The organism is Comamonas sp. BIGb0152, from assembly GCF_024809975.1.
GTDB lineage: Bacteria > Pseudomonadota > Gammaproteobacteria > Burkholderiales > Burkholderiaceae_C > Comamonas.
The window spans coordinates 136,781-158,982 of the sequence record NZ_JANUDY010000006.1 but is presented as its reverse complement, the minus strand read 5'-3'; the positions used below and the strand labels follow the sequence as shown (position 1 = coordinate 158,982).

At 64.3% G+C, this 22,202-nt stretch carries 22 protein-coding genes; 14 read left to right on the top strand and 8 right to left on the bottom strand.

The annotated features are described in order from the left end of the window. The first annotated feature begins 5 nt into the window (after positions 1-5). Entirely contained in the window at positions 6-362 is a 357-nt protein-coding gene (locus tag M2375_RS13650) for a RidA family protein (protein ID WP_259168045.1), read from the top strand. Between the two features lie 65 nt (positions 363-427). Here M2375_RS13650 and M2375_RS13645 read toward each other — a convergent pair whose 3' ends face one another. After that, a complete protein-coding gene (locus M2375_RS13645; protein ID WP_259168043.1) occupies positions 428-1,123 on the bottom strand; it encodes a glutathione binding-like protein in 696 nt (231 codons plus the stop codon). Positions 1,124-1,209: 86 nt separating this feature from the next. Then, a complete protein-coding gene (locus M2375_RS13640; RefSeq protein WP_259168041.1) occupies positions 1,210-1,770 on the bottom strand; it encodes a DUF1439 domain-containing protein in 561 nt (186 codons plus the stop codon). 349 nt (positions 1,771-2,119) lie between these two features. On the opposite strand from M2375_RS13640, the gene M2375_RS13635 reads away from it, so the two are divergent. The 8 genes from M2375_RS13635 to M2375_RS13600 all read left to right on the top strand — a co-directional run bounded on the left by M2375_RS13635 (position 2,120) and on the right by M2375_RS13600 (position 11,643). Continuing rightward, a complete protein-coding gene (locus M2375_RS13635) occupies positions 2,120-3,736 on the top strand; it encodes an ABC transporter substrate-binding protein (RefSeq protein ID WP_259168039.1) in 1,617 nt (538 codons plus the stop codon). A gap of 131 nt (positions 3,737-3,867) precedes the next feature. Beyond that, positions 3,868-5,484, top strand: a complete 1,617-nt coding sequence (locus tag M2375_RS13630; protein WP_259168311.1) for an ABC transporter substrate-binding protein — start codon at positions 3,868-3,870, stop codon at positions 5,482-5,484. 178 nt (positions 5,485-5,662) lie between these two features. Next, positions 5,663-6,637 carry an ABC transporter permease gene (locus tag M2375_RS13625; protein ID WP_259168035.1) on the top strand — a complete coding sequence of 325 codons (975 nt, stop codon included), beginning with the start codon at positions 5,663-5,665 and terminating at the stop codon, positions 6,635-6,637. Continuing rightward, complete coding sequence (locus M2375_RS13620) at positions 6,637-7,563, top strand: ABC transporter permease (protein ID WP_259168033.1); 927 nt, start codon at positions 6,637-6,639, stop codon at positions 7,561-7,563. The genes M2375_RS13625 and M2375_RS13620 overlap by 1 nt, the downstream gene beginning before the upstream one ends. Further along, positions 7,563-8,540, top strand: coding sequence for an ABC transporter ATP-binding protein (locus M2375_RS13615; RefSeq protein WP_259168031.1), 978 nt, complete (start codon positions 7,563-7,565; stop codon positions 8,538-8,540). Before M2375_RS13620 ends, M2375_RS13615 begins: the two co-directional genes overlap by 1 nt. After that, on the top strand, positions 8,537-9,541 hold the full coding sequence (locus M2375_RS13610) for an ABC transporter ATP-binding protein (RefSeq protein WP_259168028.1): 1,005 nt from the start codon (positions 8,537-8,539) through the stop codon (positions 9,539-9,541). Before M2375_RS13615 ends, M2375_RS13610 begins: the two co-directional genes overlap by 4 nt. 31 nt (positions 9,542-9,572) lie before the next feature. Continuing rightward, positions 9,573-10,451 (top strand): alpha/beta hydrolase, encoded by an 879-nt coding sequence (locus M2375_RS13605; protein WP_259168024.1) that lies wholly within the window; start codon positions 9,573-9,575, stop codon positions 10,449-10,451. A gap of 46 nt (positions 10,452-10,497) precedes the next feature. Further along, positions 10,498-11,643 carry a M20 family metallopeptidase gene (locus tag M2375_RS13600; RefSeq protein ID WP_259168022.1) on the top strand — a complete coding sequence of 382 codons (1,146 nt, stop codon included), beginning with the start codon at positions 10,498-10,500 and terminating at the stop codon, positions 11,641-11,643. Between the two features lie 29 nt (positions 11,644-11,672). Here the strand turns inward: M2375_RS13600 and M2375_RS13595 are convergent, their stop codons facing one another. Further along, positions 11,673-12,152, bottom strand: coding sequence for an RDD family protein (locus tag M2375_RS13595; RefSeq protein WP_259168021.1), 480 nt, complete (start codon positions 12,150-12,152; stop codon positions 11,673-11,675). 113 nt (positions 12,153-12,265) lie between these two features. On the opposite strand from M2375_RS13595, the gene M2375_RS13590 reads away from it, so the two are divergent. Continuing rightward, on the top strand, positions 12,266-13,102 hold the full coding sequence (locus M2375_RS13590; RefSeq protein ID WP_259168020.1) for a DUF4261 domain-containing protein: 837 nt from the start codon (positions 12,266-12,268) through the stop codon (positions 13,100-13,102). 3 nt (positions 13,103-13,105) lie between these two features. Here the strand turns inward: M2375_RS13590 and map are convergent, their stop codons facing one another. The 3 genes from map to M2375_RS13575 all read right to left on the bottom strand — a co-directional run bounded on the left by map (position 13,106) and on the right by M2375_RS13575 (position 16,035). After that, on the bottom strand, positions 13,106-13,900 hold the full coding sequence (gene map / locus M2375_RS13585; RefSeq protein ID WP_259168019.1) for a type I methionyl aminopeptidase: 795 nt from the start codon (positions 13,898-13,900) through the stop codon (positions 13,106-13,108). Further along, positions 13,897-14,127: a ParD-like family protein gene (locus tag M2375_RS13580; protein ID WP_259168016.1), complete on the bottom strand. Its 231-nt coding sequence runs from the start codon at positions 14,125-14,127 to the stop codon at positions 13,897-13,899. The genes map and M2375_RS13580 overlap by 4 nt, the downstream gene beginning before the upstream one ends. 102 nt (positions 14,128-14,229) lie before the next feature. Continuing rightward, positions 14,230-16,035, bottom strand: a complete 1,806-nt coding sequence (locus M2375_RS13575; RefSeq protein WP_259168013.1) for a DEAD/DEAH box helicase — start codon at positions 16,033-16,035, stop codon at positions 14,230-14,232. A 188-nt stretch (positions 16,036-16,223) separates the two neighbouring features. Between M2375_RS13575 and M2375_RS13570 the strand changes: the two genes are divergently transcribed. After that, a complete protein-coding gene (locus M2375_RS13570; protein WP_259168011.1) occupies positions 16,224-16,871 on the top strand; it encodes a PadR family transcriptional regulator in 648 nt (215 codons plus the stop codon). 121 nt (positions 16,872-16,992) lie between these two features. Next, complete coding sequence (gene bla, locus M2375_RS13565) at positions 16,993-17,901, top strand: class A beta-lactamase (protein ID WP_259168010.1); 909 nt, start codon at positions 16,993-16,995, stop codon at positions 17,899-17,901. Between the two features lie 9 nt (positions 17,902-17,910). On the opposite strand, the gene M2375_RS13560 is transcribed toward bla, so the two are convergent. Both M2375_RS13560 and M2375_RS13555 read right to left on the bottom strand, forming a co-directional pair. Further along, a complete protein-coding gene (locus M2375_RS13560) occupies positions 17,911-18,903 on the bottom strand; it encodes a hypothetical protein (RefSeq protein ID WP_259168007.1) in 993 nt (330 codons plus the stop codon). A 45-nt stretch (positions 18,904-18,948) separates the two neighbouring features. Further along, on the bottom strand, positions 18,949-19,749 hold the full coding sequence (locus tag M2375_RS13555; RefSeq protein ID WP_259168005.1) for a tyrosine-protein phosphatase: 801 nt from the start codon (positions 19,747-19,749) through the stop codon (positions 18,949-18,951). Positions 19,750-19,920: 171 nt separating this feature from the next. Between M2375_RS13555 and M2375_RS13550 the strand changes: the two genes are divergently transcribed. Continuing rightward, positions 19,921-21,153 (top strand): acyl-CoA dehydrogenase family protein, encoded by a 1,233-nt coding sequence (locus M2375_RS13550; protein WP_259168002.1) that lies wholly within the window; start codon positions 19,921-19,923, stop codon positions 21,151-21,153. Then, on the top strand, positions 21,150-22,187 hold the full coding sequence (locus M2375_RS13545) for a phosphotransferase family protein (protein ID WP_259168000.1): 1,038 nt from the start codon (positions 21,150-21,152) through the stop codon (positions 22,185-22,187). The genes M2375_RS13550 and M2375_RS13545 overlap by 4 nt, the downstream gene beginning before the upstream one ends. Positions 22,188-22,202 lie beyond the last annotated feature (15 nt).

The window sequence follows — 22,202 nt, the reverse complement described above, 5'->3', positions numbered from 1 at the left end:
AAATGATGAGCAACGACATCCAACGTATCGACAGCAATGAACGCCTCAGCCGCATCGTCGTGCATGGCGGCGTGGTCTATGTGGCTGGCGTGACCGCTGGTGATATCTCGGGCGACATTGGAGCCCAGACCCGCGACGTGCTGGCCAAGATCGACGGCTACTTGAAAACAGCCGGCACCAGCAAGTCGCGCCTGCTGACGGTGCAGATCTGGCTCAAGGACATCGACAAGGACTTCGCCGGCATGAACCAGGTTTGGGGCGAATGGGCAGACAAGGCCCATATGCCGACCCGCGCAACCTGCGAAGCCAAGCTGGCGCGCCCCGAACTGCTGGTCGAAATCATTGTCAGCGCAGCTGTCTAAGCATCTGCCCGCATAGCAAAATGCCAGCCCTCGGGCTGGCATTTCTCGCTTAAAAACGAAGCCGATCAGGGGATCAACAAACCGCGCTGCACCGCTGGGCGCTGCAGCCAGTGGCTGAGCACACGGCTGACTTCCGGGTACTGGCCCCAGCCGATCAGCGCTTCGGCGTTGTAGCGCACGATCATGTTGCGGATCCAGGGGAAGATGGCGATATCGGCAATCGTGTAGGTATCGCCGGCCACCCATTCCTTGCCGGCCAGGTGCTTGTTCAGGACGGTCAGCAGGCGCTTGGATTCGTCCACATAGCGGGTCAAGGGGCGCTTGTCCTCAAAATCCTTGCCGGCAAAGATATTGAAGAAACCCACCTGGCCAAACATCGGGCCGATGCCGCCCATCTGGAACATCAGCCACTGCAGGGTTTCGTAGCGCAGCGCAGGGTCCTGCGGCAGGAACATGCCGGTTTTCTCGGCCAGGTAGACCATGATGGCGCCGGACTCGAACAGTGCAATCGCCTGGCCGCCCGGGCCATTGGGGTCGATGATGGCCGGGATCTTGTTGTTCGGGAAGGTGCCAACAAACTCGGGCGAGGTCTGGTCATTGCTCTCGAAGCTGATCTTGTGCACTTCATAGGGCATGCCCAGCTCTTCGAGCAGGATGGAGACCTTGACGCCATTGGGCGTGGGCAGCGAGTACAGCTGCAGCAGATCGGGCCGGGTGGCCGGCCATTTGCGGGTGATACTGAAATCGGCGAGGGTGCTCATTAGGGGATCTCCAGACGATATGCAGGCGGCTTGCAGGTGTGCGCCCTGCCAGCAGCATAAAGCAGATTGTGCGCGGGCCTGTCGGCCTACTTCGCGTCCTGGGGCTTCACAAATTCGATGCGCAGGCCCTCGGCCGTCACCTGGAAGGTGGCAGGCAGCTCGGCGGCCTTGTCCAGTCGGTCCAGGTCTTCCTGGCGCAGGGTGTGTACGACCACATCCTCCATCGCATGCTCGGCTGCGCGGGGCGCATAGGCCTGCAGCATCACCGCCATGGACTCGGGCAGGCCGTTCATCTGCAGCGAGCGCACCTGCACCTGGGTGGCGCGCAGGCTGTGGTCGCTGGGGGAGTAGCGCAGCGCAAAGTCCAGCACCATGGTGCCGTCCAGCCGGTGGGGCAGCACCTTGCCGGACAGGTCGGCGCGCATCGTCGCCTGGATGCGGTTGGTCTCGGGCAGCAGCTGCAGGCTGGGCGCCTGCACATCGAGCTGCAAGAGGCCCAGCAAGGGATAGGAGCGGGGGAAGGACTTGGCCACGATGGCCTGCAGATCGGCGGCAGACAGGGTGTAGCTCGGAGGGGCTAGCAAGGAACAGGCGGCCAGCATGCTGGCGGCGAACAGGCTGGAGGCCAATAAAAGGCGGCGGCGCATAGGGAATGGAAGGCGTAAGAGCAGATGGCGGGTGGATGCGCATCGTACCCATTCAAGGTCAAGATAAGCGCTGGATTTTCCCACCCACAGGGATCGCATTGTTGCGCAGCTTGCATAACATTGTGTGCTGCACGAACAATGTCAGGTAAAGATGGCCCATCTCCTTGTTTTATTGGGGTAAATGCCCACTTTTCGCAGACGGGGCGGGCGTTAGTCGATGTAATTTTCGTGTGAGAATTCGCAGGCTTTCCGGCTGCGGACGATGGCGCACGCTGGTGCACCACCGTTCTGCCTCCCGGCTCGAAGGCGCTGCTTCCCGGCAACGCCTGCCCAGATCCCTAGGACAGACATGACTTTCGCATTGAACAAGCGCGCCCTGGCGCTGGTGGGCGCCTCGCTCATCGGCACGGCCCACGCCCAACACCTGACCATTGCCCTGGCCTCCGAGCCAACAGCGGCCGATCCCCACTACCACAAGATGACGACGAACGACTCGTTCTCGGCGCATGTCTATGACTCGCTGGTGGGCCGTACCGCCAGCATGGAGCTGGTGCCCGCGCTGGCCACCTCGTGGAAGAACCTGGACGACCTGACCTGGGAGTTCAAGCTGCGCAAGGATGTGAAGTTCTCCAACGGCGCGCCGTTCACCTCGCAAGATGTGCTGTTCACCATCTGCCGCACCTTGAACAACGAGACCAATGTCTCGCAGTCGTACATGGATACGACCAAGCTGATCACCGATGTGCAGACCCCCGATGCCTTGACCGTCATCGTCAAGACCGCCGAGCCGGTGCCGCTGATCCCGGCCGAGTTTGCGCGCAATCTGCCCATCATCTCCAGCAGCATCATCCAGCACGGCGCGCTCAAGTTTGCGCCCAAGGAAGGCTGCGGCTACAAGGGCCCCTGGCCCACGGTGGCGGATTTCAACAGCGGCAAGATGGCGATTGGCACCGGCCCGTTCAAGCTCAAGTCCTATGTGAAGGGCAATGCCATCACCTTGGAGCGCAATGACAGCTACTGGGGCCCCAAGCCGGCCTGGCAGACCGTCAAGATGGTGGCCGTGCCCAATGCCGGCCCGCGCCTGACGGGCCTGATGTCGGGTGACTACGACCTGATCGAGAACCCGGCCGCCCGCGACCTGGCCCGCATCAAGGAAGACAAGAAGCTGGCCTTTGTGGCCACGCCTTCGACCCGCCTGGTGTTCTTCCAGCCGGATATCGGCCGCGACAAGTCGCCCTTTGTGACCGCCCCCGATGGCAAGAACCCGCTGCAGGACCTGCGCGTGCGCAAGGCCATCAACATGGCCATCGACCGCAAGGCCATCGTGCAGCGCCTGATGGACGGCATGGCCACCCCCGCCTACCAGTACATGCCCGATGGCATGTTTGGCGGCCTGGCCAAGGCCCCCGAGATCAAGTTCGACCCCGAAGGCGCCAAGAAGCTGCTGGCCGAAGCCGGATACCCGAATGGTTTCGAGATGACCTTGTCTTCGACCAACGACCGCTACATGAACGACACGCAGATCTCGCAAGCGGTTGCGCAGTACCTGACCCGTATCGGCATCAAGACCAAGGTCGATGCGCTGACCGCGTCGATCTACTTTCCCAAGCGCGCCAAGCGTGAGTTCAGCTTTCCCATCGGCGGCTGGCCTTCGGAGAACGGCGAAGCCTCGGGCCTGTTCCAGCTGTGGGTGGCCACCACCGACTCGCCCAAGGGCCTGGGCACCAGCAACTACGGCGCTTTCAGCAATACCGATTTCGACAAGGTCTACATCCCTGCGGCCAAGACAGTGGACCCGGTCAAGCGCAAGGCCATGCTGGAGCAGGCCACGCAGATCGCGCTGGACAACGTGCCGCTGATCCCGCTGCACTTTGAAAGCAGCATCTGGGCTTTCAAGAAAGAGCTGCGCTACGAAGGCCGCCGCGACCAGTACACGCTGGCCACGTCGGTCAAGCCCGCCAAGTAAGCGCGGCGCTTGAAGCAGCCGGGGCGCTGTCCCCGGCCTGCGGATGGGATGGGTTGCTGTGGCACGGCATTTGCATTGCCTGACAGCAGAGGCTTTTAACCAAGGAGGAACGACCTGTGTCTACCAAGAAGATCTCGCGCCGCACACCTTTGTCGCTGGCCAGCTTTGCTGCGCTGGCACTGCCTGCGGGCATGGCTGCTGCGCAATCGCTGACCATTGGCCTGGCCTCCGAGCCCACCGCCGCTGACCCGCATTACCACAAGGTCACCACCAACGACGCGTTCTCGGCCCATGTCTTTGAGTCGCTGATCAACCGCAATGCGCAGATGGAGCTGGTACCGGGCCTGGCCCAGTCCTGGCGTGCCGTCGATGACAACACCTGGGAGCTGAAACTGCGCCAGGGCGTGAAGTTCTCCAATGGCGAGCCCTTCACCTCCAAGGATGTGCTGTTCACCCTGTGCCGGGTGCTGAACAACGAGACCAATGTCTCGCGCTCCTACATGGAGCCGGCCCAGAGCTTCAGCGATGTGCAAACGCCCGATGACTACACCGTCATCATCAAGAGCGAACGGCCCATCCCCACGATGCCCAACGAGCTGGCGCGTTCGCTGCCCATCATCTGGAGCGGCATCGCCAAGTTCGACAAGCTGCGCTTTGCACCCAAAGAGGGCTGCGGTGTCACCTCGCCCTGGCCCACGGTCGCTGATTTCAACACCGGCAAGCTGTCGATTGGCACGGGCCCTTACAAGCTCAAGTCCTATGTCAAGGGCACCGGCATCGAGATGGAGCGCAACGAAGCCTACTGGGGTACCAAGCCGCACTGGAAGACCGTCAAGATGGTGCCCGTGCCCAATGCCGGCCCGCGCCTGACCGGGCTGATGTCGGGCGACTACGACGTCATCGAAAGCCCGGCTGCGCGCGACCTGCCGCGCATCAAGGAGAACAACAAGCTCGACTTTGTGGCGACGCCGTCCACCCGCCTGATCTTCTTCCAACCGGATGCCGGCCGCGCGCAAAGCCCGTTTGCCAAGGCCGCCGATGGCAAGAACCCGCTGCAGGACCTGCGCGTACGCCAGGCCATCAACATGGCGATTGACCGCAAGGCCATCGTGCAGCGGCTGATGGATGGCATGGCGACTGTGGCCAACCAGTACATGCCCACGGGCATGTTCGGCAGCCTCGACAAGCCCACCGAGATCAAGTTTGACCCCGAAGGCGCCAAGAAGCTGCTGGCCGAGGCCGGTTATGCCCAGGGCTTTGAGCTGACCTTGACCACCACCAATGACCGCTACATCAACGACGGCCAGATCGCGCAGGCGGTGGCCCAGTACCTGACGCGCATAGGGATCAAGACCACGGTGGATGCGCAGGCGGCTGCCATCTATTTCCCCAAGCGCGCCAAGCGCGAGTTCAGCTTTGCGATGGGCGGCTGGCCATCGGAGAACGGCGAGGCCTCGGGCCTGTTCCAGTACTGGGTGGCCACCACCGACAAGGACAAGGGCCTGGGCACCAGCAATTACGGGGCTTTTAGCCTGCCGGCGTTTGACCAGGTGTTTGTGCCCGCCATGGGGCAGATGGACGCGAACGCGCGCAAGGCCGCCTACCAGCAGGCCACGCAGATTGCGCTGGCCAACGTACCGCTGATTCCGCTGCACTTTGAGAGCAGCATCTGGGCATTCAAGAAAGGGTTGAGCTACGAAGGCCGACGCGACCAGTACACGCTGGCCATGTCGGTCAAGCCGAAGTAGAAAGCTGATGCCACACCGGGCGCAACACAGGCCCGGTCCCTGGCATGGCCCGCATCCAGCTCCAGTGGTGGGGCCATGCGGGCTTTGTGATTTTGTACGCCCCACGATGAACAGACTCCACAGAGGGCGGCAACCATGCAGGTGACAGCGCATGGCATTCTAATTTTGAGGACGTAATGTGATCGTCTATATCCTGCGCCGCATGGTGCAAAGTTTTCTGGTGCTGCTGGCGGTCTCGCTGGTGGTGTTCATGGCGGTATACGCGGTGGGAGACCCCATTGAGCTGCTGGTGAGCGCCGAGGCCAGCGATGCCGACCGCCAGGTCATGATCAAGCGCCTGGGGCTGGACCTGCCGGTCTGGCTGCAGTACTGGAGCTTTCTGACCCGCGCCTTCCAGGGCGATCTGGGCACCTCCTTTGTGCACGGCATCCCCGCGATCGAGCTGATCGTGCAGCGCTTTCCGGCCACCTTTGAGCTGGTGGTGGTCGCCATTGGCCTGACCTGCCTGCTCGGCATTCCGCTGGGCCTGATTGCTGGCCTGTTCAACGACAAGCCGCTGGGCCGCAGCCTGATGGGGGGCTCGGTGCTGGGCTTTTCGCTGCCCAACTTCTGGCAGGGCATGATGCTGATCCTGATGTTCGCCGTCTGGCTGCAGTGGCTGCCGTCGTCGGGCCGGGGTGACACGGTCAATGTGCTGGGCGTGCCGCTGTCGCTGCTGACGGCCGATGGCTGGAGCCATGTGATGCTGCCGGCCATCAACCTGGCGCTGGGCAATATCGCGCTGGTGCTGCGGCTCACCGCCACCGGCGTGATGGAGGCCAAGACCCAGGAGTATGTGAAGTTCGCGCGCGCCAAGGGCATCAGCGAGCGCCGCATCCTGACCCGCCACATTCTGCGCAACATCCTCATCCCCGTGGTCACCGTGATCGGCATGGAGTTCGGCACCCTGATTGCCTACTCGACCATCACCGAGACCGTGTTTGCCTGGCCCGGCATGGGCAAGCTTTTGATTGACAGCATCTACAAGCTCGACCGCCCGGTGGTCGTGGCCTATGTGATGCTGGTCACCTTCATCTTTGTGATGATCAACCTCTTGGTGGATCTGGCCTATGCCGTGCTCGATCCGCGCGTACAGCTGCAGGAGGCCCAATAATGCAGCCCGACAAATCCCTGATGACCATCGACCCCAGCAAGCGGGCCCAGCCCCTGCAAGACACGCCCCAGCGGCGTGCCATCCTCAAAAAGCTGCGCAGCAAGCCTTCGGTCAAAGGCGCGGTGATTGCACTCATCGTGCTGCTGGCCGTGGTGCTGCTCTCGCCCTTTCTGTCGCCGCAAAACCCTTATGACCTGGGCGCGCTCGACCTGATGGATGGGCGCCTCAAGCCCCTGTCCGAAGCGGCTTCGGGCATGACCTACTGGCTGGGCACCGACGACCAGGGCCGCGACATGCTCTCGGCCATCCTGCACGGCCTGCGCATCAGCCTGATGGTGGGCCTGAGCGCCGTGGTGCTGGCCACCATCATCGGCAGCCTGGTGGGCCTGGTAGCCGCCTACTTTGGTGGCTGGGTCGATACGGTGCTGATGCGCATCGTCGACTTCATCCTCGGCTTTCCCACCATCTTGGTGGCGCTGGTGTTGCTGGCCATTTTGGGCCGGGGCGTGGACAAGGTGGTGATCGCCATCGTGCTGGTGCAGTGGGCGCATTACGCGCGCATCATGCGTGGCCGCGCCTTGCAAGAGCGCAAGAAGGAATACATCGAGGCGGCCAAGAACCTGGGCTTCCCGGGCTGGCGCATCATGACGCGCCACCTGCTGCCCAACTGCATGGGCCCGGTGATGGTGTTTGCCACCATCCAGATCGCCAATGCCATCGTGCTCGAAGCCACCCTGTCCTTCCTGGGCGTGGGTGTGCCGATTACCGAACCCTCCCTGGGCCTGCTGATTGCCAATGGCTTTCAGTACCTGATGTCGGGTGACTACTGGATCAGCATGTTCCCCGGCCTGGCGCTGCTGGCCCTGATCCTGTCGATCAACCTGATCGGCGACCGCCTGCGTGAAGCTCTGGACCCGAGGAAGTAATGACTATCCCTTTGCTTGAAGTACAAGATCTGCAGACGGTGTTCCACACCGAAGAGGGCGCCTGGCCCGCCGTCAGCGACATCGATATCCGCCTGGAGGCGGGCGAGATTCTGGGCCTGGTCGGTGAATCCGGCTCGGGCAAATCGGTCACCGGTTTCTCCATTTTTGGCATGATCGATGCGCCTGGTGAAGTCACCCAGGGCCGGGTGCTCTTCAAAGGCCAGGACCTGCGCGAGCTGTCGGCCGAGTCCATGCGCAAGCTGCGCGGCGACCGCATCGCGATGATCTTCCAGGATCCGCTGATGACGCTCAACCCGGTGCTGCGCATCGAGGAGCAGATGCTCGAAGCCATCGACGCCCACCAAAAGCTGCCCAAGTCGCAGGCGATCAAGCGCTGCGTGGAGGCGCTGGAGATGGTCGGCATCCCCGCGCCCGAAAAGCGGTTGCGCAGCTACCCGCATGAGTTCTCGGGCGGCATGCGCCAGCGTGTGGCGATTGCGATTGCGATGCTCAACCACCCCGATCTGATCATCTGCGACGAGCCGACGACGGCGCTGGATGTCACCATCCAGGGCCAGATTCTGTACCGCATGCAGCAGATCTGCCAGGCCCAGGGCACGGCGCTGATCTGGATCACCCACGACCTGGGCGTGATTGCCGAGCTGGCCGACCGCGTGGCCGTCATGTATGGCGGCCGCATTGTCGAGACCGGCACCGTGGCCGAGGTGCTGGATGCGCCGCGCCACCCCTACACCCAGGGCCTGCTCAATTCGCTGCCCGCCCAGGCTACGCCGGGCGCGCGCCTGTCGCAGATCAACGGCATGGCGCCCAGCCTGTCGGGCCGTGTGCCCGGCTGCGCTTTTGCGCCGCGCTGCAGCCGCGCCACCCCGCGCTGCGTCGATGAGCAGCCGCCCGTCACCACCATCCCCGGCCGCGCATTCCGCTGCTTTGTACCGCTGGAGGCACCCGCCGCATGACCGCGATGACTACCCCTGTGATTGAGCTGCGCGATGTGCACAAGCGCTTTGTCAGCTCCCCCGATCTGCTGCAAAAAATCGTCGGCGCCGTGGCCCGGCAGCCCGCGCAAACGCGCACCGTGCATGCCGTCAATGGCGTCAACCTGCAAATCGCCAAAGGCGAGGTGCTGGGCCTGGTGGGCGAATCGGGTTGCGGCAAATCCACCCTGGGCCGCGTGGTGGCCGGTCTGCACCCTGCCACCGAAGGCCAGCTGCTCTACAAGGGCCAGGAGGTGCGCAGCCTGAACAGCCAGGACAAGCTCGCCTACACCCTGGGCGTGCAAATGGTGTTCCAGGATCCGCAGGCTTCGCTCAACCCGCGCCAAAAGCTGCACCAGATCTTGGGCGAGGCATTGCATGTGCACAAACTCGCACCGGCGGCCGAGGTGCCCGGCCGCGTCGATGCCGCCTTGGCCGAAGTGGGCCTGGCCAGCGAGTACCGCGCCCGCCTGCCGCACCAGATATCCGGCGGCCAGCGCCAGCGCATCGGCATTGCCCGCGCGCTGATGGTGACGCCCGATTTTCTGGTCTGTGACGAGCCGGTGGCCGCGCTCGATGTGTCCATCCAGGCGCAGGTGATCAACCTGTTCATGGACCTGCGCGCCCAGCGCGGCTTGACCTATCTGTTCATCAGCCACGACCTGGGCGTGGTGCGCCACATCTCCGACAAGGTGGCCATCATGTACCTGGGCAAGATTGTGGAGATGGCGCCCACCGCCGAGATCTTTGGCCAGGCCCAGCACCCCTATACCCAGGCGCTGCTGGCCGAGGTGCCCGATGTGGGCCGGCGCAAACGGGTGTTCACCCCCATCAAGGGCGAGATCCCCTCGCCACTGAGCCCGCCACCGGGCTGCACCTTTCACCCGCGCTGCCCGCATGCGATGGAGCGCTGCAAGCAAGAGGTGCCGCAGCTGCGCGAGACGGCAGCCGGCCATGTGACCGCCTGCCATTTGTTGGACTGATCGCTTGGACGCGCACGGAGGAAACCACCACATGGACTGGCAACGTTTTACCCAGCAGCATGGCCGTTTTGCCCTTGAATGGCAGGCCGGCGACGGCGCACTGTACCTGCCCATCACCTTGAACTGCTACCGCCCCGAAGGGGTGGCCGCCGATGCGCCGCTGGTGCTGGTGCAGCACGGTGTGCTGCGCAATGGCGACGACTACCGCGATTTCTGGATGCCGGCGGCCGAGCGCTATGGCCTGCAGATCATTGCGCCCACCTTTGGCAACGCGCACTGGCCGGGGGTGGAGAGCTATAACAACGGCAGCGTCTGGAGCGAAGAGGGCCGCTTGCAGCCGCGCGCCTACTGGGCCTACCAGGCGGCGATCAACCTGGCCCTGCAGCTGCGCGATGCCGGGGTGGTGCGCAGCCAGCCGCTCTACCTGTTTGGCCATTCGGCCGGCGGGCAGTTTGTGCACCGCCTGGTCAGCACCCTGGGCGCAGCCGGCTTTGCCGGTGTGGCGGCGGGCAACCCGGGTTGGTACACCTTGCCCGATAGCCAACAGGATTTTCCACAAGGCCTGGCCGGCATTGGCCTGGCGGGTGACGCGCTGGCCCAGCTGCTGCGCACGCCGCTGGTGATCTTGGCGGGCGACCGCGATACCGACACCCAAGACCCCAACCTGCCCGCTGAGCCTGCCGCACTGCGCCAAGGCCCGCACCGCTTTGCCCGTGCCCACCACTACTACGCCGCAGGCCAGCAGGCTGCTGCCCGGATGGGCATTCCGCTGGCCTGGCAACTGCATGAAGTAGCGGGCATTGGCCACGATGGCGAGGCCATGAGCCATGTCTGCGCCCATTTATGGTTTGAGGGCCGCATGCCCGATGCGGACTGGCTGGCCCCCTGGGCCGGCCGCGTGACGGCTTAACGCGCACAAGACGCTATAACTTTTTGACAAGACCCAAGGAACAACGATGCAAGCAACAACGCAACAACTGGTGGATGGCATCTCGGCATGGATGCACTGCGAGTCGCCATCGAACAACCCCGCATCGATCGCCCGCATGGTCGAGATGATGCGCGCCCAGGCAGCGGCCGCTGGCCTGCGCGCCACGGTGATCGAGACCCAGGCCGAAGGCAAGCAGGGCCTGGGCCCGGTGCTGCCGGTGCTGCACATCACGAACCGCGCCGAGGGTGACACCCGTGAAGGCCTGCTGATCCTGGGCCACTCGGACACCGTGCACCCCATCGGCATGCTGGCCGACAACCCGATCCGCATCGAAGGCGACCGCCTCTACGGCCCGGGCGGCTATGACATGAAGGCCGGCATCTACCTGGCGCTGACAGCGATGAGCGCGGTGGCTACGCCCGGCAGCACGCCGCTGCCGGTGGACCTGCTGGTCGTGCCCGACGAAGAAACCGGCAGCCATGCATCGCGCAAGCACATCGAGGCCTTTGCCCGCAATGCCCGCTACTGCCTGGTGGCCGAGCCGGCCCGCGCCAATGGCGGCCGCTGCGTCACCGCCCGAAAGGGCACGGGCATGCTGCGCCTGGGCGTCAAAGGCCTGGCATCGCATGCCGGTGTGGCGCATGACAAGGGCCGCAGCGCGATCCGCGAAATGGCGCACCAGATTCTGGCGCTGGAAGCGATGACCGACTACCAGAGGGGCGTGACCGTGAGCGTGGGCACCATCGAAGGAGGCACCACCACCAACACCGTGCCGGCCTTCTGCAAATGCGTGGTGGATTTCCGCCTGCCCGATCTGCAGGCCGCCGATGAGCTGGTGGGCAAGATGCGTGCGCTGCGCCCCGTGGGCGAGGGCTTGACGCTCGATATCGATGTCGAAGTGAACCGCCCGCCGATGGTCAAGGACGCCCGCGCCGAAGCGCTGCTGGCCAAGGCCCAGCAATCGGCCCGCGAAGCCGGCTTTGCACTGGAAGAAGCGCCCCCCACCGGTGGTGGCAGCGATGCCAACTTCACCTCGGCCATGGGCGTGCCATCGCTGGACGGCCTGGGTGCCGATGGCGACGGCGCGCACACGGTCTACGAGCACATCCTGGTGTCTACCCTGGAGATGCGTGCCCGCTTCTGGCTGCACCTGCTGCGCCACCTGGACTAAGGCGCGCAGGCTGGCACCAGGTGCCAGTCTTAACCGTGCCGCTGGCCCTTGAAGGCCACCGGCGCGGTGCGCCCACCCTTGCGGCGCACCACCACCGTGCCGGCTATCTTGTCGTGCCAGCCCTGTTTGCGCGGGTCAAACGCGACCCAGATAAGGCCCAGGCACAGCGGCAGGATAGAGACAAAATAGCCCAGGTAGCGAACCACCGATTGGCCCAGGCTCATCGCCTCGCCCGTCTCGGCATCCACGATCTCCGCACCAATCAGCATCTTGCCCGGTGTGGCCCGCAGCTTGTGCCACAGCCAGATGCAGGCAACAGCGGGCAGCACCCAGCTGATCAGCACATCGGCCGGGCCTTGCACCAGGCCCTCGGCCATGAAGTACTCCCAGCCATAGATGGCGACCAAGGCCGGCGTGATGATGACCAGCAACACCACGGTGTCGATCAAGGCCGCACCCACGCGCGCCCAAAAGCCGACATATTCCAATTCCAGATCGCTGTTATCCATGTTGTTTGCTCCACTGAGAGGCGCCATCTTAGGCCTCTCCGGTAAAGCCGGGGTGACAAGGCCTCCCCTTGCCATGGCAAGATGCGGCCTTTCAGCTCCGCCCGCAACTCACCATGGAACAACCCCATCCCGAGCCCCGCATGGCCCCCGATATGTGGGCCTTTGAAGCCCTGTACGCCCAGCCCCCATTGCTGGATGGTGAAACCCTGCGTGCTGCGCTGGCCGAGCGCCTGGGGGCGGTAGACCTGGTGGCAGACGGCGACACCATCTTGCTGGCGCTGGGCGACTACTGCGTGGATTACAGCGACAAACAGGGCGTGCCCAGCGAGATCGCGATCATCCGCGCAGACCAGCCACTGGATGCCAGCGACTACGCCAGCGCGCTTGAGCAAACCTGGGACTGGCCCGAGAAAGAGCGCGCCTTGGCCCAGTGCCAGCACTGCGTGCTGGTGAGCGAATTCATGGGCCGGGGCCTATCCACCCCCGAGCGGCTGGAGATCCTGCAAGCCGTCATGCATGTGCTGATCGAGAACGGCGGAGTCACGGCGATCAGCCAGACCAATGCGGGCTGCCTGCTCGATCCGCAGCGCTATCTAGAGGCCCATGCAGACGGTTTTGTCTACTACGGCGTGCTCAATGTGCGTTTTTTCAACATCAGCAACCGCCCCGGCGAGATGCTGATGGACAGCCTGGGCGGCTCTGCTTTTGGCGTGCCCGATGTGCAGCTGCTGTTCTCTGAGCTGGACCCCGCCGAGGTCTCGCGCTTTGTGTTCAATACCGGTGTCTACCTGGTCGAGCACGGCGATGTGATTGCCGATGGCCATACAGTGGCCGGCATTGACGGGCACAGCAAATGGGCCTGCAAGCACCTGGATGCGCTCGTGGAGCCTGAGCGTGTGGTGCTGGATATTGATCCGCGCCCGGCTGAGGCAGCCAGCCAGAGCCGCTGAGGTTTATACCGGCGGATAGCTGCCGGTGCCATTGGGCCAGGTGGTCAACACCTCATGGCCGTCGGGCGTCACCGCCACCATGTGCTCCCATTGCGCCGACAGCGAATGGTCCTGGGTCACGACGGTCCAGCCATCGGCAAGGGTCTTGACCTGGCGCTTGCCGGCATTGAGCATCGGCTCGATTGTGAACAGCATGCCCGCCTCCAGCACCAGGCCCTCGCCCGGGTTGCCGTAGTGCAGCACATTGGGGGTGTCGTGGTAGATCTGGCCAATGCCATGGCCGCAAAACTCACGCACCACACCAAAGCCCGCGCGCTTGGCCACCGTCTCAATCGCATGGCCAATATCGCCCAAGCTGGCACCCGGCCGCACCTGGGCAATCCCCGCGCGCAATGCCTCATAGGTGGTCTCCACCAGGCGCTTGGCCAGAATGCTGGGCGTGCCAACAAAGAACATACGGCTGGTATCGCCAAACCAGCCATCCTTGATAACGGCCACGTCGATGTTGACGATGTCGCCCTTTTTCAAAATCCGGTCCTCGGACGGGATGCCGTGGCAGACGACATGGTTCACCGAGGTCAGGATGGTCTTGGGGTAGTCCTGGTAACCCAGATTGGCCGGCACCGCCTTTTGCACATTCACGATGTAGTCATGGCAGATGGCATCGAGCGCCGCCGTGCTGACCCCCGGCACCACATGGGGCGCAATCATCTCCAAAACCTCGGCCGCCAACTGCGCCGCCTGGCGCGCGCTCGCCAGCTCACTGGCCGTATGGATTGGGGTGGTGCTGTGCTTCATGCCGCCGCCTTCTGCTTGGCGACCAGCGAATGGATATCCAGGCCCCCCTCCAGCTCCGCCTGCACCAGCACCTGGCAGATAGCCCGGTGGTCCAGGTCGGGGTACATCTCGGCGAGCATGCCGACCCGCATCCAGTGCTCTGCCTGCGCATTGATGGAACGGCTCAGCGCCGCACTGGCGATGCGCAGGTTCTCATGCATGGGGTCTGAAATTTTGACGATGCCCATGGCTATCCTCTGTAAAACATAAACGAATTGTATATGTTTCGTATATTTTCTGCAGAGACGTTCCGTAGCTCGGGACTTCGCCCTTGACGCAACCGGTGACCCTTAACAAATCAGGTGCTGCGTGGCCCGGGTGGAAGCTACATAGACCAATCTGGCTTCCAGCGCTCTGTCTTTGTGAACATCCTTGGCCTTGCGCTCCGCGTCGCTGATGACCACCGCGACCACCGGCCATTCCAGTCCTTTGCTGACATGCATGGTCATCAATTTGATAGCGTTTTCTTCTGGTTTAAATTGGCCGGAGCGCTCACGCACGCGGTGAGGCAGATTTTTGCGGCGCAGTGCGTCGGCGCAGACCAGTAGCTCGTCTTTGTGGCGGCAGAGGACGGCCATCTCTCCCCAGGCCATGCCCTGCGCATGCTGGTCCGCCAGCAGTTCTGCCACGCGCGCGGCCCTTTGCGCCAAGTTGGGTAGATCGATGACGACAGGCTCGGTACCTTCGCGGCCACAGCTTATGGGCTTTAGCAGCGGTATGCCGTCGTCATCCTTGGCCTCTTCTGGGGTGAGCAGATCGCCCGCCACCCGGTGCGCCAGCTGCAGTATCTGCCGTGTATTGCGGTAGTTGATCTTGAGGATGGTGGTGCGGCCAGCGGCTTGGATGCCGACGCTTTTCAGGCTGAAATTGCGCTGTTGTCCCCGGTCGTAAATGCTTTGTGCATCGTCATAGAGCAGCAGCAGGCTGTTGGTATTCGGGTCGACCATCTGAGTGATCAGCTTGAGCCATTCGGGTGCGAAGTCGTGGCCTTCATCGATCAGGATGGCGTGGTACTGGCCGGCAGGTATCAGCTTGCTGTCCACGCCCTGGATGAGACGCTGCTCGAACTCCCGCATGGCCTTGCCTGGGGGCCACTGGTTGCTGCCCTCCGGAAGTTGGTTGTGGGCGACAAGTTGTTCTCGACACCATTTGTGGAAGTGGCGTACATGCACACGGTCTTGCAGGCCTTTGGCCTCGATGCTGGCGGCCAGATTGACACCCAGCGGTTCGTTGTAGCAGAGCACCAGAATAGGTTTGCTGCCCGGGGCTTGGGTTTGAGACAAATGCTCGGCGCGGTAGCCGAGGATCATGGTCTTGCCCGAGCCCGCTACGCCGTGGATAACGCGGTGGCCATCGCCCAGGCTGCGCGCCAGCTGCTCCTGCTGGATGTCCATCACGCGCATGATGTCCGGCAGGTCTTCTGCATCACCATCGGCATCGCTGCCAAACAGATGCTGCTGCTGGGGCACCCGCACTTCCGGGAACAGCTGCCAGCGGACACGGTCCAGCTGAGAGGGGCTTATCGTTTGCTTGAAACGATAAGGAAACATGGCCCACAGCCGCTGCTGGAAGGCCTCTGGATCAGCGTCTTCCTGCATTTCGTCCTGGCAGATCACCAGGTGGCTGGGAATGGCTGCATCCAGCCCGGCCTGGTCAAACTGCCTTCTGCTGATACGTGTCAGCACAACGCCGTGGCCCCAGGGAAAAGCCAGTTTTCCTTGGTAGGGGCCATCGGTGTGAATGAGCTGGGGATCGCGCGCCAGCGCATTGACCACCTGGATGGCGCAGTGGCTCGCTTGCTGCAACGGGCTCATAACCACCTTGGGCTGCTGGCTGTCATTGGCCAGAATCTCGAAATACTCCCGTGTGGCCTTGCGGATGGTGCCCAGATGCCAGTCCTTGGTCTCCAAAATCAGAGCGCCCCGGTGGGGATGCACGAGCACAAAGTCCGGCCGCGTCTGCTTGGGGCCGATGGGCACATCCCACCACAGCAAGTAGTCCGCATCCAGCTTCTGCTGCAAGCGCTCAGCCAAGCGCTTTTCTCCTGTGGTCATCCTTCCAGCGCAACTGCTCAGTGCAGGTATCAGCACGGCCATCCCATCTCCTTCGACCTCATTTCGTTGTATACGAATGTAACCCAAGGCGCCAATAGCTTAGCGCTAGCGCGGCTGCACCGCAGGCGGAGAAAGCAGCTTCAGAAAATAAGATATATCTTTACAAAAAACCCGCTTGAAAGTTCTTCATGGAAGATATATCTTAGATGCATCTTAGTAAAGGAACACAGATGCCACATCCCCACCACCACTTTCACCACCACCCCCACCTCTGCAGCCCCCGTGGCCGCCATATGGGCGACGAGGGCGGCCCCGGTCGCGGCCCGCGCCACCATGGCGATGGTCCCGGTCATGGCCACGGCCCGCACGGCCATGGGCCAGACGCAGCGCGCCACCTGGCGCACAAGCGCGAGCGCATGTTTGAGGCCGGCGGCCTCAAGCTGCTGGCGCTGCATTTGATTGGCCAGCAACCCAGCCATGGCTACGACGTGATCCGCGCTGTGGGCGAGCTGGTGGGCGGCGACTACCAGCCCAGCCCCGGCACCATTTACCCGACTTTGAGCTACCTGGTGGACATGGGCCATGCGACGGCCAGCGAATCCGAAGGCGGGCGCAAGCGCTACACCATCACCGCTGAAGGCGAGCAGGCCCTCGCCGAGCAGGCCGATGCGTTGCAGCTGCTGCTGACCCGCCTGGCCCGTGGCAAGGACCGCGAGGCCCGCCAGCGCCCGCCGCAGCTGGTGCGCGCGATCGAGAACTTCAAGATGGCCCTGCGCCTGAAGATGGCGGGCGACGGCGAGACGGCGCTGTCGGCCGAGCAGATCGACAAGATTGCCGCGCTGCTCGATGAAGTCGCCTTGAAGATCGAAAAGGCCTGAGCACGTTCTGGTCTGTTGCCCTGCCGCAGCAAAGCTTGCGTCCTATCCTGGCGCAAGCTTTGGGCCAAGGTATGCTCGGTGGATCGCCACGTCCGTGGAACCCTTTTCAGCGAGCAACACTATGCAACGACGCCACTTTGTAGCCGCCACCCTGGTCATGGGCAGCGGCTCCGTTTTTGGCCTGGCCGGATGCGCATCCCGCCAGTCTGCCCACCCCCGCGCCGACCGCGCCTTGCACAAGGCGCTGGCCTTGATTGAAGCCCAAAGCGGTGGCCGCCTGGGCGTGTACGCCTTGGATGGCGAGACCGGCGGCGAAGCGGGCTACCGCAGCGATGAGCGCTTTCCGATGTGCAGCACCTTCAAGACTTTGCTGGCCGCGCATGTGCTGTACCTGGGGCAGACGGGGGCGCTGGACCTGGGCCAGCAGCTGCTGGTGACCTCGGCCGACATGGTGCCCTATGCGCCGGTGACCGAAAAGTACAAGGACCAGCCCGGCGGCATTAGCCTGCTGGAACTGAGCGAGGCGATTGTGGTTCTGAGCGACAACGTCGCCGCCAATCTGCTGCTGCGCGCCAGCGGCGGGCCCGAAGCCTTGACGGCCTGGCTGCGCACTTTGGGCGACAAGGCCACGCGGCTGGACCGCATCGAGCCCTTGCTGAACACCGCCGAGCCGGGCGATGCCCGCGACACCACCACGCCACGTGCGATGCAGGCCAGCCTGCAAGCGCTGCTGCAAGGCGATGTGTTGAAGGGCTATGGCCGCGCGATGCTGCAGCAGTGGCTGAGCGACAGCCGCACCGGCGACAAGCGGGTGCGTGCGGGCCTGCCCGGTGAATGGCGCGTGGGTGGCAAGACCGGTGCCGGTGCCAACAGCACCGCCAACGATTGCCTGATCGCCTGGCCCAATGCCGCGTCGGAAGGCCTGATCATCACCGCCTTCCTGACCGGCGGCGAGCGCACGACGGCGCAAAGCGATGAGGTGCTGGCCAAGGTGGGCGCCGCCATTGCGCAATGGCACGCGGCCCTGTAACTACCTGGACTACTTCGGCAAGGCCTGGCGCGGGCCTGCCAACAGTCCCTTGCACAGCTGCAGCAGCGCCCAGAACAGCGCCAGCGGTATCACCAGGGTCTGCAGCGCAAACACCACCATCAAGGTCACGAGGCGTTCGACCTGCTGGTCAAGCTGTTGCTGCAGCTCGCTGAACTTGTCGCGCAGCGCATCGCCCGGGTTGCGCACCACAGATTGCACGCCCGAAGCCGTCTGGCTGGCCGATTGCTGGGCCTGCTGCCCCCATTGTTTGAAGCGCTCCCAGAGGCTGGTGCTCTCGTTGGGCGCTGCCTGCGCCGCTGCAGGCGGGGCAGTGTCTGCCGGCGTGTTCAGCATGTTTGGCGCATGGTCTGCCTTGGCCGGGCCGCGCACATCAAACTGCTGCAGCTGGCCGACGGCGCCTTCGGTGGCGATCTGGTTTTCTTGGTAGGTGCCGGCCATAAAGTGCTGGAACAGCGCCTCGCTGCCGATGATGGTGATGGGCATCACCAGCCGGGTGAATAGCAGCACCACCAGCAGGAGGCTGAGCCAAGTCGGCACCGTTTGCTGGCGCCAGCGCAGCAGCAGCCAGGCCAGCGCAATGAGCGTGAGCACGCCGGTAACGCCGTAGCTGCCGCCCATGGACAGCAGCAGTTTTTGCAGGCCAAAGGCAATGCTGGCCCAGAGCATCCAGTCGGCAAACTGCGCCACCAAATCGCTGATGGGGGCCAGTACCTGGCCTAAGGTGAGGGTGAGGCCCACGCCCATGGGCTGCACCGCCAGTTCGGTGCCCTGCAGCACCGAGACAACGCTGTGTAGCGCGCGGGCCGTGGCAAAGCTGAGCAAGGAGCGTTGCAGGCCGTCGTCTACATAGCGATCAGCGACGGACTGGAAAGCGGGTAGCCAGCACAGCAGTACGGCCAGCACCAGCAGGCTGGCTAGTGCGATCTGGCGGGGCGTCCAGCGGAAGGCGCCCGGGGGACGGAAGGAGAGAGGATTGTTCATCGGCGGGCGGCCCGCAGAGGGGCCGTGGGTCGAAGGAACAACCGATTATTCCAGATACATCTGCGCGAGCTTTTGCTGGGCCTTTGCATCCACGCCCAGCACCTTTTCGACGTAGTTGGGGATGCTGCCGTAGTCCTGCAGCACGGGCTGGATGGCGGCGGTCAAGAACGGCTCTTGCACGCGCCACAGCACCTGCAGCACGTCATCGGGGATCTGGGCGGCAGCGGCCACGGCCTTGGCCGGGCGGTGGTAGTAGTCGTTGGTCAGCAGGTAGTCCTGCAGCACGACATCCTGGGGCACGCCCAAGGTGGTCAGCAGCAAGGTGGCGGCCCAGCCGGTGCGGTCCTTGCCGGCGGTGCAGTGGAAGACGATGGGCGCATCGCTGTCGAGCAGCATCTCAAAGAACTGCGCAAACGGGGCGGCGTTGTCGTGGATAAAGCTGCGGTAGGTGTCCTGCATCAGCAGCACCGTGTGGTCGGGCGTCAGGCGCTCGCCTTGCTGCATCAGGCTGAAGGCGCGCTGCACCAGGGTCGGCTCAATGGCCAGCGAATGGTGCTGCAGGCCGTCGATCGCATAGTGGTCCACGCTTTGCTCGCGCTGGCCGCGAAAATCCGCCGAGCGGGCGACGCCCAGCTCGCGCAGCAGCTGCCGTTGGGACTCGGGGCTGAGCAAGGCCAGGTGGTCGGATCGGAACAGCTTGCGCCAGCGCACCGTGCGGCCGTCCAGGCCCTGGTAGCCGCCCAGATCGCGGAAATTGCTGGTGCCGTCGAGCGGCAGGTGGCGGCTATAAGCCTCAGTGGTGGTCAGGGGGGTGGCGAGGGGAGCGGATTCGACTTGGATGAGCATCCGCTGTTTATAGCCCATCTCCAAGTCCGGGGCACGACACCAGGGTGTCATTGGGCCAGCGCTGTAGGGGTGTAGATGCCCGTCTGTCTCAACCGTGACGGCACGCTGCGCCGGGCATGGCAACATTTGTCCATGGGCCTGCGGGCCGCCACCGATACCTAAGACCGCACCATGGATTTTTCCCTGTCCCCCGAACTGCAGGCGCTGCGCGACAAGACCCGCGCCTTTATCGCCGAGCAGGTGATTCCGCTGGAGAACGATGCCCGGCAAAGCCGCCATGGCCCCGACGAGGCGCTGCGCCGCGAGCTGGTCGAGCGTGCCCGCGCGGCGGGCCTGCTCACGCCCCATGCATCGCGCGAACTGGGCGGGCTGGGGCTCACCCATGTCGAGAAGGCGGTGGTGTTTGAAGAGGCCGCCTACTCCTGGCTGGGCCCGACGGCGCTCAACATCCATGCGCCCGATGAAGGCAATATCCACCTGATGGAGGCGGTGGCCACCCCGGCGCAGCAAGAACGCTGGCTGCGCCCGCAGGTGGCGGGCCAGCTGCGCTCCTGCTTTGCGATGACCGAGCCGGCACCGGGCGCAGGCTCCGACCCTGCCGCGCTGGCCACGGTAGCGGTGCGCGATGGCGATGACTACCTGATCAGCGGGCAGAAATGGTTCATTACCGGTGCCGAAGGGGCGGACTACGCCATCATCATGGCCCGCACCGAAGACGGCGGCGCCACCATGTTTTTGAGCGACATGAACCAGCCTGGCATTGTGCTGGAGCGCCACATGGAGGCCATGGATGCCTGCTTTACCGGCGGCCACGGCGTGCTGCGCTTTGACCAACTGCGCGTGCCGGCGAGCGACATTCTGGGCGAAGTCGGCAAGGGCTTTCGCTATGCCCAGGTGCGGCTGGCACCTGCGCGGCTGACGCACTGCATGCGCTGGCTGGGCCAGGCCCGGCGCGCGCAGGATGTGGCGCTGGCCTATGCCCGCCGCCGCACCGCCTTTGGCAAACCGCTGGCTTCGCACGAGGGCGTGGGATTTATGCTGGCCGACAACGACATGGACCTGCACACCGCGCGTTTGCATATCTGGCACACCGCCTGGCTGCTGGACCAAGGCGAGCAGGGCAACTACGAATCGAGCCGCGCCAAGGTCGTCTGCTCCGAAGCCGAATGGCGCGTGGTGGACCGCTGCGTGCAGATCCTGGGCGGCCAGGGCGTGACCATGGAGACTCCGGTGATGCGCATTTTCATGGACATGCGCGCCTTTCGCATCTACGACGGCCCCAGCGAAGTGCACCGCTTCAGCATGGCGCGCAAGCTGGTGCAGGCGGCCGAGAAGGATGCGCAGGCCGAGCGCGGCGTGCCGGCCATCATCCAGGCGGTGCCCGCAGCGCCGCGCCCGCTGTGAGCGCGGCCACCCACAGCCCGAAGGCTTTGGCGCAGTTGCTGCAGCCGTATCTGGACAGCCTGGGCCTGTCGGGCGGCGAGCCGGTTGCCGTCAGCGTGCTGGCCGGCGGCCAGTCCAACCCCACCTACCGGCTGCAGGTCGGCACGCGGCAGATGGTGCTGCGCAAGCAGCCTGCCGGCAGCCTGGTGGCCGGCGCGCATGCGATAGACCGCGAGCACCGGGTGATGCAGGCGCTGGCCGGCACGGCGGTGCCCGTGCCCCAGATGCTGGCCTATTGCGACGATGCCGAGCTGCTGGGCACGCCGTTTTACCTGATGGATTTTTTGGATGGCCGCGTGCTGGTGAACCCGGCCTTGCCCGGCATGCAGCCGGCCGAGCGCGGCGCGCTGTATGGCGAGATGAACCGCGTGATTGCCGCGCTGCACCAGCTGGACCCTGCAGCGCTGGGCCTGGGCAGCTATGGCCGCCCGGGTGGCTATGTGGCACGGCAAACCAAGCGCTGGAGCCAGCAAACCCAACAACTCAGCGTGGCGATTGAGCCCGCGATGCAGCAGCTGATGGACTGGCTGCCCCAGCATCTGCCCCAGGCGGAAGAGACCACCCTGGTGCATGGCGACTACCGCCTGGACAACCTCGTCTGGCACCGTACCGAGCCCCAGGTCATCGGCGTGCTGGACTGGGAGCTGTCCACCTTGGGCGATCCCTTGGCCGACCTGGCCTACCACGGCATGGCCTGGCGCGTGCCGCCTGCGCTGTGGCGCGGCATGGGCGGCTGCGATCTGGCGGCCTTGGGTATCCCCGACGAGCCTGCGTACCTGGCCCTGTATGCCCAGCGCACGGGCCGCGACCCGGGCCCCCTGTGGGAGTACTACCTGGCCTTCAACCTGTTCCGCATGGCTGCCATTCTCTACGGCATTGCGCAGCGCGCCGCCGATGGCACGGCTGCGGCAGCCGATGCGGCGGCCACAGGCGCCAAGGCCGGCCCGCTGGCGGTGCTGGGCTGGCAATGCGCGCAGGCTTTTGAGCGCGGCTGACAAAACCCGCAGGCA